The organism is Streptococcus sp. 1032 (assembly GCF_013277015.1).
In the GTDB taxonomy this organism is placed as follows: Bacteria; Bacillota; Bacilli; order Lactobacillales; family Streptococcaceae; genus Streptococcus.
This window is the reverse complement of the sequence record NZ_VMMD01000013.1, coordinates 51,886-65,754: the sequence shown is the minus strand read 5'-3', so window position 1 is coordinate 65,754 and position 13,869 is coordinate 51,886. Positions and strand designations below refer to the sequence as shown.

Here is a 13,869-nt window from a genome sequence, read left to right as displayed (position 1 = left end):
GAAAATCCCCTAATAAAATTAAGGAGATGTTTAGAACAATGACTTCAACTAAACAACACAAAAAAGTTATCCTTGTCGGTGATGGTGCTGTAGGTTCATCTTACGCTTTTGCACTTGTTAACCAAGGAATTGCACAAGAGCTTGGAATTATCGAAATTCCACAATTGCATGAAAAAGCTGTTGGTGACGCACTTGACCTTAGTCACGCCCTTGCCTTCACTTCACCTAAAAAAATCTATGCAGCTCAATACTCTGACTGTGCAGACGCTGACCTTGTTGTGATCACTGCAGGTGCGCCTCAAAAACCAGGTGAAACTCGTCTTGACCTTGTAGGTAAAAACCTTGCTATCAACAAATCAATCGTAACTCAAGTTGTTGAATCAGGTTTCAAAGGTATCTTCCTTGTTGCTGCTAACCCAGTTGACGTTTTGACTTACTCAACTTGGAAATTCTCTGGTTTCCCTAAAGAACGCGTTATCGGTTCAGGTACTTCACTTGACTCAGCTCGTTTCCGTCAAGCACTTGCTGAAAAATTGGATGTTGATGCTCGTTCAGTTCACGCTTACATCATGGGTGAACACGGTGACTCTGAGTTCGCTGTTTGGTCACACGCAAACATCGCTGGTGTAAACCTTGAAGAATTCCTTAAAGACACTCAAAATGTTCAAGAAGCTGAATTGATTGAATTGTTCGAAGGTGTTCGTGATGCAGCCTACACAATCATCAACAAAAAAGGTGCAACATACTACGGTATCGCAGTAGCCCTTGCTCGTATCACTAAAGCAATCCTTGACGATGAAAATGCAGTACTTCCACTTTCAGTATTCCAAGAAGGTCAATACGGAGTTGAGAACGTCTTTATCGGTCAACCAGCTGTTGTTGGTGCACATGGTATCGTTCGTCCAGTAAATATCCCATTGAACGACGCAGAAACTCAAAAAATGCAAGCATCTGCTAAAGAATTGCAAGCTATTATTGACGAAGCATGGAAAAACCCAGAATTTCAAGAAGCTTCTAAAAACTAATTTAACTTAACTATAGACAACTCCTTGAATCATCAGGGAGTTGTTTTTTCTGTATTATAGTAGGTTAAAGTTGAAATAGCACCCCATTACTCTAAAACGTTGTTATAAAATGCTTTAAATTCCTAATTGATTTGTTCAGATTTTATTTCATTTCTCTATAAAACGCATAGTATCAAGTTTTTATACCTAATAATATGCGTTTTATTGTGTGACTATTAGTCCGTCTCGCTCCGTTAGGTGCGAGACAAAAAAACCACCCGCTATGCGGGTGCGCGTCGAAGGTTATACCCCAAAAAAACTCCGAACGCGATACAATAAAGGTGTTCAAGCCAATTGTAAAGCGAAAGGAGAAAAATATGGCACAAAAGGCTCATAGTTTATCGCACACAAAGTGGCATTGTAAGTATCACATTGTGTTCACCCCTAAGTATAGACGAAAAGTTATCTATAATCAATATCGAAGTAGTTTAGGCGAAATATTTCATCGCTTGTGTAGTTATAAAGGAGTTGAAATTATCGAGGGTCACTTAATGCCAGACCATGTACACATGTTAGTAAGTATTCCACCAAGGATAAGTGTTTCGAGTTTCATGGGTTATTTAAAAGGAAAAAGTGCACTCATGATGTTTGACAAACACGCCAATCTCAAGTACAAGTTTGGGAATCGGCATTTCTGGGCGGAAGGTTATTATGTAAGTACAGTAGGGCTTAATGAAGCCACAATTAAGAAATATATCCAAGAACAGGAAAAGCATGATATAGCACCAGATAAATTGAGTGTAAAAGAATATGAGGATCCCTTTAGGGATAGTGGTAAGTAATACTAAAGCCTCTTTAAGAGGCAAGTGACGAGTCAAGAGCAATGAGGCTTGAACAAAGTGAAAGCCAGCGTCTTTAGGCGCTGGCTGGTAATTTGGGCTTATAACCCTGGGACAAACCGCCCGTTTGACGGGTGGTTATGATTTTGTCTCATCTTTATTTTTATTATGTTTTTTCAAGCAAATCTTGTATCATCCGATGCAGTTCTTCGATTTTCTCAGATTGCTTCTCTAGTAATATTCTCTGACTAGATAATTCATCTTGAAGTTGATTAAGTTTTATCTGTTCATCTGGATTATCCTTTACAAAAAAGTTCGTCAAGGCACTTGTTAACATCCCTATTGTTCCAATACCGACAAGCATCAGTAAAACTGCTAGCCATTTCCCAAAAAGGGAAACTGGAACAATATCACCATAACCAACAGTAGTTACTGTCACAAGAGCCCACCAAAGACTATCTGAGAAAGATTTTTCTTCAACTACAGATAAAATTGAACTTCCTACTAGAACGATAAAAATATTAACATAAAAGATATAAATCAGGCCATTTGTCCGTAAGAATCTACTAATTTTTCTTTCTAATTTACCTGTAAGTCCAATTATTCTGAGTAAACGAGTCAGTTTCAGTAATTTTGTTAGTTTAACTAAACGAAAGATACGCCCTAATCGAAACACTGTAAAAATAGCATTTAAAGGGAGAATAGCCAATAAATCAAAAATATTTTCAAGAATAAAGCGCCATTTTCTTTTAGTAATAAAAAAGCGCCAACTATAATCAATTACAAAAACGCTCCAGATTGCTAAATCAATAATACTATAAGGCGGATTGTCCAAATCAATCATCTCAGCAAATCCAAGCAATACCAGAATAACAGAGATTAAAGCAAGTAAAATAATTGTTGTGTCATAGTAATCCTTAAATAACCATTTTCTTTTCACACTACTTCTCCTATGTCATTTTTAAACATTATACCACAACAAATATCTACTAATTTATAAAAAAGAAGGCACTCGCCTTCTTTTTATATCTCTGTCAATGGTGTTGCGGTATCTGGTGAGGTATCATAAACCTTAAAGTCTACTCCAACTCCCAGATCAGCTTGTGCTAGCTGGTTGACCATGGTCATGTGAGCCAGCTCCTTGATATTGTTTTCCTTAGACAAGTGACCAAGGTAGATTTTCTTAGTGCGATTTCCTAAGGTACGAATCATAGCTTCAGCACCATCTTCGTTAGAAAGGTGACCCAGATCCGATAGGATTCGTTGTTTGAGTCGCCAAGCGTAAGAACCTGCTCGCAAAATCTCTACATCATGATTGGACTCGATAAGATAGCCATCCGCATTTTCGACAATCCCTGCCATACGGTCACTGACATAACCTGTATCTGTCAAAAGGACAAAACTTTTATCATCTTTCATAAAGCGATAGAACTGCGGTGCGACTGCATCATGGCTTACACCAAAACTCTCGATGTCAATATCTCCAAAGGTTTTGGTTTTGCCCATTTCAAAAATATGCTTTTGCGAAGAATCCACCTTGCCAAGATATTTACTATTTTCCATAGCTTGCCAAGTCTTTTCATTGGCATAAAGATCCATACCATACTTGCGAGCCAAAACACCCACACCGTGGATATGGTCTGAATGCTCATGGGTAATCAAGATGGCGTCCAAGTCTTCTGGTTTGCGATTAATTTCAGCAAGTAGGCTAGTAATCTTTTTGCCAGATAAGCCTGCATCCACTAAAAGCTTCTTTTTTGGTGTTTCCAGATAAAAGGAATTTCCACTGGAACCCGACGCTAAAATACTGTATTTAAAGCCTGTTTCACTCATTCTAGTCTTCTACTTCATCCTCCCATACTTCTTCTTTCACTGCATCCTTATCATAAGGGAGCACAATAGTAAAGGTTGATCCCTTACCGTATTCACTCTTAGCCCAAATAAAGCCCTTATGTTGTTTGATAATTTCTTTGGCAATAGACAGTCCTAGACCTGTACCACCTTGGGAACGACTTCTAGCACGATCTACACGATAGAAACGGTCAAAAATACGTGGTAAATCCTGCTTAGGAATACCCAAACCTTGGTCTGAGATGGATAAAATCATCTGATCATCAGTTGTCTTCATGGTCACTGTGACTTTCCCACCATCTGGCGAATACTTGATGGCATTGTTAAGAATATTATCAATCACCTGTGTCATCTTATCTGTATCTATCTCTATCCAGACTGAGGTAATTGGGTAATCTCTCACCAGTTCGTATTTCTTCTCTTCATCCTGCCCTCTTATCTGGTCAAAGCGGTTGAGGATAAAGGTAATAAAGGCAGTGAAGTTAATCAGCTCCACATCCAGATGACTGGTCGCATTGTCAATCCGAGAGAGATGAAGGAGGTCAGTTACCATGCGCATCATACGGTTGGTTTCGTCCAGAGACACCTTGATGAAGTCTGGTGCTACAGTTTCACACAAAGCTCCCTCATCCAAGGCTTCAAGATAGGATTTTACGCTGGTCAGAGGAGTCCGTAACTCATGGCTAACATTGGACACAAAGAGTCTCCGTTCGCGTTCTTCCTTCTCCTGCTCCGTCGTATCATGCAAAACAGCCACCAAACCTGAAATAAAGCCAGACTCTCGACGTATCAAGGCAAAGCGAACTCGAAGGCTCAGATATTCGCCATTGACGTCTTGGGAATCTAGCAACAATTCTGGACTTTGGGTAATCAAATCACGCAATTCATATTCTTCTTCTATCTTGAGAACTTCCAAAATGCTTCTATTCAGAACATCTTCCTTAACCAGCCCCAGTTGCTTCTTGGCTGTATCGTTAATCATGATAATCTGACCTCGACGGTTGGTCGCAAGAACCCCATCTGTCATATAAAACAGAATACTATTTAGCCTCTTACTCTCTTGTTCTAGATTTTCCTGAGTGAGACGAATAACCTCCGACAAGTCATTCAAATTATTGGTAATATTGGTGATTTCAGACCCACCTTGCATATCAAGAACCTGAGAATAATCTCCTGCAATCAAGTCTTTGACCTTTTGATTGATTTGCTTCAATCGAATATTATCACGTCTATTCTCTAGTAATAGGAGGGTCACAACAAGGATGAAACCTAACAAAATCAGGATAAAGATAAAATCTCTGGTAAAAATCGTTTGTTTCAGTAAATCAAGCATTATTTCTCATGTAATACCCTACACCACGGCGCGTCAAGATATACTCTGGTCGGCTGGGCGTATCTTCAATCTTCTCACGCAGACGTCGGACAGTCACATCAACTGTACGGACATCACCAAAATAGTCATAACCCCAGACAGTCTCAAGCAAGTGTTCGCGCGTGATGACTTGACCTGTATGCGATGCCAAATGGTACAAAAGTTCAAATTCACGATGGGTTAAGTCTAGTTCTTCGCCATATTTTTTAGCCACGTAGGCGTCTGGAACAATTTCTAAATCCCCAATTTGGATAGGTTGAGGTTTGCTATCTGCTTCCTGCCCATCTACTGGCATAGGTTGAGAACGACGCAACAAAGCTTTAACACGCGCCTGCAACTCACGATTTGAGAAGGGTTTGGTTACATAGTCATCCGCACCAAGCTCTAAACCGATAACCTTATCAAATTCGCTGTCTTTCGCTGACAGCATGATAATAGGAACACTACTGGTCTTACGAATAGTCTTAGCAACTTCTAAACCATCAATTTCCGGAAGCATCAAATCCAGAATAATAATATCTGGCTGCTCTGCTTCAAATTGCTCTAGCGCTTCACGACCATTAAAAGCAGTTATAACCTCGTAACCTTCCTTGGTCATATTAAACTTGATAATATCCGAGATTGGTTTTTCATCATCTACAATTAGTATTTTTTTCATATGTTCACCTTTTTCTCTACTATTATACCAAAAAAATAACAAGAAGACACGATAGCTAGTCTTTGCTACTGTCTAAGTTGGATTTTGCATAAACCTGCCAGATTTTTTGTTGGGGTTTGGCAAGTGGGACATCCTTGAACTCTTCTGGTGAAAGCCAGCGAACTTCTCTATCTGAAAAATCATGAAAGTCACTCACCTGACCTGCTACAATCTGTACATGCCATTTACGATGGCTAAAGACATGCTTGACAGTCTCAAAATAAACATCAAGCCAAGCAACATCTAGGTCATAGTCCTGCTGGAAACTCTCCTCTGGACTGGGGCCAAAGTTCACACTTTCTTCTGCAACCTGATGGAAGAGGTCAAACTGCTCCTCTTGCGAAAAGTTATCAACTTCTATCAAGGGGAAATGCCAAAAACCTGCCAATAGTTTTTCACTTTCATTTTTTTCAAGTAAAAATTGCCCCTGAGTATTTTTGACCACCAAGGCTTTAAGATAAATAGGAACTGGCTTTTTCTTGGGAGCCTTGATTGGATAACGGTCCATTGTGCCATTCTGATATGCAGCACTAAAGTCCTTAACTGGACTTTCTTCTGGTCTGGGATTTACAGGAGCCTCAATATCTGAGCCCAAGTCCATTAAGGCTTGGTTAAAGTCACCTGGCCGTTCTGGGTCAATCAAGATTTCCATCATTGCCTGAAAAATTTTGCGATTACTTGGAATCCCAATATCGTGATTGACTTCAAACAGACGCGCCAAAACCCGCATGACATTACCATCTACAGCTGGCTCAGGCAAATTAAAAGCGATACTGGAAATGGCTCCTGCTGTGTAAGGGCCAATCCCTTTTAAACTAGAAATTCCTTCATAGGTGTTTGGAAATTGACCCCCAAAGTCAGTCATAATCTGCTGGGCTGCAGCCTGCATATTACGAACTCGAGAATAATAACCCAAACCTTCCCAAGCCTTCAACAAACGTTCTTCAGGGGCAGTTGCCAAACTTTCCACTGTTGGAAACCAGTCCAAGAATCGTTCATAGTAAGGGATAACCGTATCCACTCTGGTCTGTTGGAGCATAATTTCAGACACCCAGATATGATAAGGATTCTTACTCCTACGCCATGGTAAATCTCTTTTATTTTCATCATACCAAGCGAGAAGTTTCTGACGGAAAGAAATAATCTTCTCCTCTGACCACATAACGATACCGTATTCTTTCAAATCTAACATATCTCTAGTATAACACAGAAGACTCTAACTGTCCTTTTCCTAATATTAAAAAACCTCTTCCCAAGGGAAACTCAATGAAAATCAAAGAGCAAACTAGGAAGCTAGCCGCAGGTTGCTCAAAACACTGTTTTGAGGTTGTGGATAGAACTGTCGAAGTCAGCTCAAAACACCGTTTTGAGGTTGCAGATAGAACTGACGAAGTCAGTAACATCTATACGGCAAGGTGAAGCTGACGTAGTTTGAAGAGATTTTCGAAGAGTATAATTCTTATTGACAAACTGCTTGCAGTCTGAGAAAAAATGAGCTTGGATAGTATTTCCAAACTCATTTAAAGTCAAGTACAATATACTAGAACAAGCCTAGGACTGTTCCATCGCTTTCAACATCCATGTTGAGGGCTGCTGGTCGTTTTGGAAGTCCTGGCATGGTCATGACATCACCAGTTAAGGCAACGATGAAGCCTGCACCTAATTTTGGCACCAATTCGCGAATGGTAATTTCAAAGTTTTCAGGTGCCCCAAGTGCATTTGGATTGTCTGAGAAGCTATACTGGGTCTTAGCCATACAGATTGGTAATTTGTCCCAACCGTTTTGAACAATTTGAGCGATTTGCGTTTGAGCTTTCTTCTCAAAGTTCACTTTGCTACCACGGTAGATCTCAGTAACAATCTTTTCAATCTTTTCTTGGACAGAAAGGCCGTTGTCATACAAACGTTTATAGTTAGATGGATTTTCAGCGATAGTCTTGACAACCGTTTCGGCAAGCTCTACTCCACCTTCTGCACCATCAGCCCAGACACTTGCCAATTCAACTGGTACATCGATTGAGGCACAAAGTTCTTTCAAGGCTGCAATTTCAGCTTCTGTATCAGATACAAATTCGTTAATCGCAACAACTGCTGGAATACCGAACTTACGGATATTTTCAACATGGCGTTTCAAGTTGGCAAAACCTGAACGAACTGCCTCCACATTTTCCTCTGTCAGAGCATCCTTAGCCACGCCACCATTCATCTTAAGGGCACGAAGAGTTGCTACAATAACTACTGCATCTGGAGAAGTTGGCAAGTTTGGTGTCTTGATATCAAGGAATTTCTCGGCACCAAGGTCTGCACCAAAACCAGCTTCAGTAACTGTGTAATCAGCCAAGTGAAGGGCTGTTGTAGTTGCTAAGACAGAGTTACATCCGTGAGCAATATTGGCAAATGGACCACCGTGCACAAAAGCAGGGGTTCCATAAATTGTCTGAACCAAGTTTGGCTTAATAGCATCCTTCAAAATCAAAGCCAAGGCACCTTCAACCTGCAAATCACCTACAGAAACTGGTGTACGGTCGTAACGATAACCGATAACGATATTAGCCAAACGGCGTTTCAAGTCCTCGATGTCCGTTGCCAAGCAAAGAATCGCCATGATTTCGGAAGCGACGGTAATGTCAAAGCCATCCTCACGAGGAATACCGTTTAGAGGACCACCAAGTCCAACGGTTACATGACGAAGGGCACGGTCGTTCAAGTCCACAACACGTTTCCAAAGGATACGACGTTGGTCAATTCCTAGCTCATTCCCTTGGTGTAAGTGATTGTCAATTAAGGCAGAAAGCGCATTGTTGGCAGTCGTAATGGCATGCATATCCCCCGTAAAGTGGAGGTTGATGTCTTCCATTGGCAGCACTTGGGCGTAACCACCACCAGCAGCACCACCCTTAATTCCCATTACTGGACCAAGAGATGGTTCGCGGATAGCAATCATTGTTTTCTTGCCAATTTTATTCAAGGCATCCGCCAGACCAATGGTAATGGTTGATTTTCCTTCACCTGCAGGTGTTGGGTTGATAGCAGTAACCAAAATCAATTTCCCAACTGGATTGCTCTCAACTGCACGAATTTTATCAAAGCTGAGCTTAGCCTTGTACTTTCCGTACAACTCCAAATCGTCGTAAGAAATACCCAGTTTCTCTACAACATCAACGATTGGCTTCAACTCAATACTCTGTGCGATTTCAATATCTGTTTTCATTCAAAACTCCTCTAACCTCTTATATGATAATTCATTATAACACAAAACAAGGTTTTTAACATCCGAAAACTCTCTAAACGTTCGTAAATATCCCTATTTTTAAGGTTTTTAGAGCCCTTTCTTAAATTTTATATGGCTTTATAGTTTTAAACTATAGTAGATTCTTATTATTTTTTATATATATTCAAGCGCTTTCTTTTGCTTATTATTTTTTTTTTGGTACAATGGTGCTATGAAAATTTTAGTTACATCGGGCGGTACCAGTGAAGCTATTGATAGCGTCCGCTCTATCACTAACCATTCCACAGGTCGCTTGGGGAAAATCATCACAGAAACCCTGCTTGCTGCAGGGTATGAAGTTTGTTTGATAACAACAAAACGAGCCGTGAAGCCAGAAGCCCATCCCAACCTAAGCATTCGAGAAATTAACAATACCAAGGACCTTCTACTGGAAATGCAAGAACGTGTTCAATATTATCAGGTTTTGATCCACTCAATGGCTGTTTCTGACTACACTCCCGTTTATATGACAGGGCTTGAAGAAGTCCAAGCTAGCTCTAATCTAGAAGAATTTTTAAGCAAGCAGAATCATCAGGCTAAGATTTCTTCAACCGACGAGGTTCAGGTTTTGTTCCTAAAAAAGACACCTAAAATCATATCCCTAGTCAAGGAGTGGAATCCTGCTATTCATCTGATTGGTTTCAAACTGCTAGTTGATGTTAACGAAGATCATCTGGTTGACATTGCTAGAAAAAGTCTTATCAAGAACCAAGCAGACTTGATTATCGCAAATGACCTGACTCAAATCTCAGCGAACCAGCATCGTGCTATCTTTGTTGAGAAAGATCAGCTTCAAACAGTTCAGACTAAAGAAGAAATTGCAAAACTCCTCCTTGAAAAAATTCAAGCCTACCATTCTTAGAAAGGAAAGATATGTCACATATTCTCTTGGCTGTAACGGGGTCTATCGCCTCTTACAAGTCGGCAGATTTAGTCAGTTCTCTAAAAAAACAAGGTCATCAAGTCACGGTTTTAATGACTCAGGCTGCTACAGAGTTTATCCAACCTTTAACACTACAGGTCTTATCGCAGAATCCTGTCCACTTGGATGTCATGAAGGAACCCTATCCTGATCAAGTCAATCATATCGAACTTGGAAAAAAGGCAGATTTATTTATCGTAGTCCCTGCAACAGCTAACACAATTGCAAAGCTAGCCCACGGCTATGCTGACAACATGGTAACCAGCATAGCTCTAGCCTTGCCCAAAAATATTCCTAAACTAATAGCTCCTGCTATGAATACAAAAATGTATGACCATCCGGCAACTCAGACTAATCTGAAAACATTAGAAACATACGGCTATCAGCTGATTGCTCCGAAGGAATCCCTCCTAGCTTGTGGAGACCACGGACGAGGAGCTTTAGCTGACCTCACAATTATTTTAGAAAGAATAAAGGAAACTCTCGATGAAAAAACGCTCTAATATTGCACCTATTGCTATCTTTTTTGCAACCATGCTCGTGATACACTTTCTGAGCTCACTTATCTTTAACCTTTTTCCATTTCCAATCAAACCGACCATTGTTCATATTCCTGTCATTATTGCCAGCATTATCTACGGTCCACGAGTTGGGGTTACACTTGGATTTTTGATGGGACTTCTTAGCTTGACAGTTAATACGATTACGATTCTACCTACAAGCTATCTCTTCTCACCATTTGTACCAAACGGAAACATCTACTCAGCTATCATTGCCATCGTCCCACGTATTTTGATTGGTTTAACTCCGTATCTAGTCTATAAACTAATGAAAAACAAGACTGGTCTGATTTTAGCTGGTGCCCTTGGTTCACTTACCAACACAGTCTTTGTACTTGGTGGAATTTTCTACCTTTTTGGAAATGTTTTTGATGGTAATATCCAAAAACTCCTAGCAACTGTTATCTCAACAAATTCAATTGCCGAATTAGTCATTTCCGCAGTTCTAACTCTAGCCATTGTTCCAAGACTACAGACTTTGAAAAAATAAAAACAATCTCCACTTTCAAGCTTGAAGGTGGAGATTTTGTTCTATATTTTTTATATTTAGTGAAATTTTTACCAGTATAATAGATTGAAATAAGATACCAACAAATAGATTAGGGAATTCAAATTAATTTCTAGAAATATTTTAGCATTCATGATGTACTCTTCCGGTTTCAAACTAATGTATTTATACTCAATGAAAATCAAAAAGCAAACTAGGAAGATAGCCGCAGGTTGCTCAAAACACGGTTTTGAGGCTGTGGATAGAACTGACGAAGCCAGCTCAAAATACTGTTTTGAGGTTGTGGATGGAAGCTGACGTGGTTTGAAGAGGTTTTCAAAGAGTATTAACTTAAAAATGACCTATAAACCTAAGTAAATTCTTGCTTTATTGTTTGGTTTATAGTACTATACTAGTGTATATACAGACAAAAAGGAGATTCTTATGAATACACGGAAAAAGACACAATTTATGACAATGACTGCCCTCTTAACGGCTATTGCGATTTTGATTCCAATTGTTATGCCTTTTAAGATTGTCATTCCACCTGCTTCTTACACTTTGGGAAGCCACATCGCTATTTTTATCGCTATGTTCTTATCGCCCTTGATGGCTGTTTTTGTCATCCTAGCCTCTAGTTTTGGATTTTTGATGGCTGGCTATCCTATGGTTATCGTTTTTCGAGCTTTTTCCCATATCTTTTTTGGAACTTTGGGGGCTCTTTACCTACAAAAATTCCCCGATACCCTAGATAAACCAAAATCTTCCTGGATTTTTAACTTTGTTTTAGCGCTTATCCATGCCCTTGCTGAAGTATTGGCTTGTGTCGTTTTTTATGCAACTTCTGGTACCAATGTAGAAAATATGTTTTATGTTCTATTTGTGCTAGTTGGATTTGGCACAATTATCCATAGTATGGTAGACTATACATTAGCACTAGCTGTCTATAAAGTGCTTCGAAAACGCCGTTAAAAGGAAAAGCTATGACAAAAGATCGTAAACAAGCCCTGCTCCAAGTCTTGAAAGAAACTCCTAAAGCCCTCAATGGCCAAAGTTTGGCGGAACATTTTCATGTCACACGTCAGGTCATTGTGCAGGACATTGCAATTTTAAGAGCCGATGGCGCTCCTATCCTATCCACCAATCGTGGCTACGTCTATAAGCAAGTTGATGTCAATCCATACGTCCACAAACTTTTCAAAGTTAAACATGAAGTTGAAGAAATCGGTCAAGAACTCCTTGCTATCGTTGATAATGGTGGACGTGTTCAAAATACCTTGATTGACCATCCTGTTTATGGAGAAATTGAAACCTTGCTTAAACTGTCTTGTCGCAGAGATGTGCAACATTTTCTAGAACAAGTCGAGCATTCTGACTTTAGACCTCTGTCTGAATTGACAGATGGCATCCATTACCACCTAGTCGAAGCTGAAACACAACAAGACCTCCGTTATATCGAGGAGGCCTTGGAACAGCTCGGTTATTTAGTAAAAGACTAGAAGATTTTCTTCTCCCAGCCATCATCTGTACGGTGGCGGTAGAAAAACTCCGACTTGTCGGGAGCTTCCATCATTTCCATCAAAGGCAACATATCATAGGCCAGATTCAAGTTTGGAATCTGGTCTTTTTGCACCCAAGAAACTTCTCCTTCATCTGAAGAGCGAAGAGTACCAGAGAACTCAGTCGCCTTATAGTCAATTGAACTATAAAAAACAGCTCTATAATAATATTTTCATCGCTCTAAATATCAAAAAAAGATGGGCAAAACTCAATTTTAGGAGAAAATAAAGTAAATCTTTCCACAATATAATAAATTGAAGTTGGAATAGTACGCCATGATTGCTAAAAAATTTCTAGAAATTAATTTGATTTTCCCAATCAATTTGTTCACATCTTATTTCAATCCAAAATAAAACGCATAGTATCAAGGTTTTTCAACACCTGATATTATGCGTTTTTGATTTTAAAGATTTTTTGCCCAGTCTCTTCTAGATCTTAGCTTTTATAGAAATATCTTTCTAATCCAACATTTCACTTTTTTTGCTCTTACTTAAGCTTAGTAATGATTGCTTTCAGTTGTTCTACTAACTTAGCTTCTGTCTCTGCTGAGCCACTTTCTTCTTTCACGAAATCAAGAGTTTCTTGGAGAAGTTTTTGAGCTTTAGCTAGGACTTTTTTATCTGCTTTTGCTACATCTAGTTGTTCTAGAATCTTAGTCAATTCAATGCTTAATTGCTTGAGTTCGGACTCTTTCTTACGACCAATCAACCAGAAAATAATTACCCCTAGTAGAGCAAGAAGACCTGCTACAAACACTCCTACTGGTACTGAGTTTGTTTCAGACATCTTATCTGAATCCTTGCTATCTTCTGCTACTTTCTTAACATCGCTCTTGTCTTGTGCAGTTTTGCTATCAACGTCATTTACTTTTACATCTTTAAGAGATGCTAAGGCTTTCTTAACAGCTTCTACTGCATCACGCAAACCTTGTTCTGTTAAATCACTGTCTGAAATAGCTTTCTTAGCATCTAGGAGAACAGTTTTGGCTGCATCGATTTTCGCATCTGATACCTTTGTCAAGGCTTTCAAACGTTCATCTAATTCATAAGATAAAGTACGAAGTTCTGACTTATCTAGTTGCTGTTTAACTGAAACAGACGATTCTTCCTTAGCTACATCTTCCATACTTCTGTCTGTTCTAGATTGATCAGCTGACAGTGTTGAAGGTTCTTTGTCACGAATTGAATCTTCATCTGGAGTTACAGTAGTATCTGTATTTGAAGCTTGGACAGGAGTTGAAGGTTGCCCCTCTCCAGCTGGTTGTGTAGCTTGAGAAGTTGGAACAGATGGAGATGCTTGAGCAGAA

Annotated in this window: 16 protein-coding genes and 1 pseudogene; 9 read left to right on the top strand and 8 right to left on the bottom strand. The window is 39.5% G+C overall.

The features are described 5' to 3' along the window. Positions 1-38: 38 nt before the first annotated feature. The gene (locus tag HT711_RS03770; RefSeq protein ID WP_000204727.1) at positions 39-1,025 is read left to right on the top strand and encodes an L-lactate dehydrogenase; all 987 of its coding nucleotides are present in this window, start codon (positions 39-41) and stop codon (positions 1,023-1,025) included. A gap of 356 nt (positions 1,026-1,381) precedes the next feature. Further along, on the top strand, positions 1,382-1,846 hold the full coding sequence (gene tnpA / locus HT711_RS03765; RefSeq protein WP_173249758.1) for an IS200/IS605 family transposase: 465 nt from the start codon (positions 1,382-1,384) through the stop codon (positions 1,844-1,846). A gap of 163 nt (positions 1,847-2,009) precedes the next feature. Here tnpA and HT711_RS03760 read toward each other — a convergent pair whose 3' ends face one another. The 5 genes from HT711_RS03760 to mutY all read right to left on the bottom strand — a co-directional run bounded on the left by HT711_RS03760 (position 2,010) and on the right by mutY (position 6,955). Next, positions 2,010-2,783 (bottom strand): ion channel, encoded by a 774-nt coding sequence (locus HT711_RS03760; protein ID WP_173235119.1) that lies wholly within the window; start codon positions 2,781-2,783, stop codon positions 2,010-2,012. An 83-nt stretch (positions 2,784-2,866) separates the two neighbouring features. Beyond that, positions 2,867-3,676 carry an MBL fold metallo-hydrolase gene (locus HT711_RS03755; protein WP_000004962.1) on the bottom strand — a complete coding sequence of 270 codons (810 nt, stop codon included), beginning with the start codon at positions 3,674-3,676 and terminating at the stop codon, positions 2,867-2,869. A gap of 1 nt (position 3,677) precedes the next feature. After that, the gene (vicK, locus tag HT711_RS03750) at positions 3,678-5,027 is read right to left on the bottom strand and encodes a cell wall metabolism sensor histidine kinase VicK (protein WP_173235121.1); all 1,350 of its coding nucleotides are present in this window, start codon (positions 5,025-5,027) and stop codon (positions 3,678-3,680) included. Further along, positions 5,020-5,724 (bottom strand): response regulator YycF, encoded by a 705-nt coding sequence (gene yycF / locus HT711_RS03745; RefSeq protein ID WP_173235123.1) that lies wholly within the window; start codon positions 5,722-5,724, stop codon positions 5,020-5,022. The genes vicK and yycF overlap by 8 nt, the downstream gene beginning before the upstream one ends. A 55-nt stretch (positions 5,725-5,779) precedes the next feature. Further along, complete coding sequence (mutY, locus tag HT711_RS03740; protein ID WP_173235125.1) at positions 5,780-6,955, bottom strand: A/G-specific adenine glycosylase; 1,176 nt, start codon at positions 6,953-6,955, stop codon at positions 5,780-5,782. Between the two features lie 74 nt (positions 6,956-7,029). Between mutY and HT711_RS11230 the strand changes: the two genes are divergently transcribed. Beyond that, positions 7,030-7,182, top strand: coding sequence for a hypothetical protein (locus HT711_RS11230; protein ID WP_240148982.1), 153 nt, complete (start codon positions 7,030-7,032; stop codon positions 7,180-7,182). Between the two features lie 121 nt (positions 7,183-7,303). Here the strand turns inward: HT711_RS11230 and HT711_RS03730 are convergent, their stop codons facing one another. Continuing rightward, positions 7,304-8,974 carry a formate--tetrahydrofolate ligase gene (locus HT711_RS03730; RefSeq protein ID WP_173249757.1) on the bottom strand — a complete coding sequence of 557 codons (1,671 nt, stop codon included), beginning with the start codon at positions 8,972-8,974 and terminating at the stop codon, positions 7,304-7,306. Between the two features lie 232 nt (positions 8,975-9,206). Between HT711_RS03730 and coaB the strand changes: the two genes are divergently transcribed. From coaB to HT711_RS03705, 6 genes are all read left to right on the top strand, one after another. After that, positions 9,207-9,896 (top strand): phosphopantothenate--cysteine ligase, encoded by a 690-nt coding sequence (coaB, locus tag HT711_RS03725; protein ID WP_173249756.1) that lies wholly within the window; start codon positions 9,207-9,209, stop codon positions 9,894-9,896. Positions 9,897-9,907: 11 nt separating this feature from the next. Next, positions 9,908-10,459 carry a phosphopantothenoylcysteine decarboxylase gene (gene coaC / locus HT711_RS03720; protein WP_173249755.1) on the top strand — a complete coding sequence of 184 codons (552 nt, stop codon included), beginning with the start codon at positions 9,908-9,910 and terminating at the stop codon, positions 10,457-10,459. Next, a complete protein-coding gene (locus tag HT711_RS03715) occupies positions 10,443-11,006 on the top strand; it encodes an ECF transporter S component (RefSeq protein WP_000747412.1) in 564 nt (187 codons plus the stop codon). Before coaC ends, HT711_RS03715 begins: the two co-directional genes overlap by 17 nt. A 192-nt stretch (positions 11,007-11,198) precedes the next feature. After that, entirely contained in the window at positions 11,199-11,321 is a 123-nt protein-coding gene (locus HT711_RS11405) for a hypothetical protein (RefSeq protein WP_275690473.1), read from the top strand. A 126-nt stretch (positions 11,322-11,447) separates the two neighbouring features. Further along, positions 11,448-11,975: an ECF transporter S component gene (locus tag HT711_RS03710; protein ID WP_001097396.1), complete on the top strand. Its 528-nt coding sequence runs from the start codon at positions 11,448-11,450 to the stop codon at positions 11,973-11,975. Between the two features lie 11 nt (positions 11,976-11,986). Next, positions 11,987-12,502: a transcription repressor NadR gene (locus HT711_RS03705; RefSeq protein WP_173249754.1), complete on the top strand. Its 516-nt coding sequence runs from the start codon at positions 11,987-11,989 to the stop codon at positions 12,500-12,502. Here HT711_RS03705 and HT711_RS03700 read toward each other — a convergent pair. Further along, positions 12,499-12,696: pseudogene (locus HT711_RS03700) on the bottom strand (NUDIX hydrolase); the annotation flags it as partial. The gene HT711_RS03705 and the pseudogene HT711_RS03700 sit on opposite strands and share 4 nt — an antisense overlap. 353 nt (positions 12,697-13,049) lie before the next feature. Further along, on the bottom strand, positions 13,050-13,487 hold the full coding sequence (locus tag HT711_RS11225) for a hypothetical protein (RefSeq protein ID WP_173249769.1): 438 nt from the start codon (positions 13,485-13,487) through the stop codon (positions 13,050-13,052). Positions 13,488-13,869: the final 382 nt, after the last annotated feature.

Excerpts from the sequence above, each read along its gene's own strand:
- HT711_RS03770 (WP_000204727.1), top strand. The coding sequence starts at position 39 with ATGACTTCAACTAAACAACACAAAAAAGTTATCCTTGTCGGTGATGGT.
- tnpA (WP_173249758.1), top strand. The coding sequence starts at position 1,382 with ATGGCACAAAAGGCTCATAGTTTATCGCACACAAAGTGGCATTGTAAG.
- HT711_RS03755 (WP_000004962.1), bottom strand. The coding sequence starts at position 3,676 with ATGAGTGAAACAGGCTTTAAATACAGTATTTTAGCGTCGGGTTCCAGT.
- vicK (WP_173235121.1), bottom strand. The coding sequence starts at position 5,027 with ATGCTTGATTTACTGAAACAAACGATTTTTACCAGAGATTTTATCTTT.
- yycF (WP_173235123.1), bottom strand. The coding sequence starts at position 5,724 with ATGAAAAAAATACTAATTGTAGATGATGAAAAACCAATCTCGGATATT.
- mutY (WP_173235125.1), bottom strand. The coding sequence starts at position 6,955 with ATGTTAGATTTGAAAGAATACGGTATCGTTATGTGGTCAGAGGAGAAG.
- HT711_RS11230 (WP_240148982.1), top strand. The coding sequence starts at position 7,030 with ATGAAAATCAAAGAGCAAACTAGGAAGCTAGCCGCAGGTTGCTCAAAA.
- HT711_RS03730 (WP_173249757.1), bottom strand. The coding sequence starts at position 8,974 with ATGAAAACAGATATTGAAATCGCACAGAGTATTGAGTTGAAGCCAATC.
- coaB (WP_173249756.1), top strand. The coding sequence starts at position 9,207 with ATGAAAATTTTAGTTACATCGGGCGGTACCAGTGAAGCTATTGATAGC.
- coaC (WP_173249755.1), top strand. The coding sequence starts at position 9,908 with ATGTCACATATTCTCTTGGCTGTAACGGGGTCTATCGCCTCTTACAAG.
- HT711_RS03715 (WP_000747412.1), top strand. The coding sequence starts at position 10,443 with ATGAAAAAACGCTCTAATATTGCACCTATTGCTATCTTTTTTGCAACC.
- HT711_RS11405 (WP_275690473.1), top strand. The coding sequence starts at position 11,199 with ATGAAAATCAAAAAGCAAACTAGGAAGATAGCCGCAGGTTGCTCAAAA.
- HT711_RS03710 (WP_001097396.1), top strand. The coding sequence starts at position 11,448 with ATGAATACACGGAAAAAGACACAATTTATGACAATGACTGCCCTCTTA.
- HT711_RS03705 (WP_173249754.1), top strand. The coding sequence starts at position 11,987 with ATGACAAAAGATCGTAAACAAGCCCTGCTCCAAGTCTTGAAAGAAACT.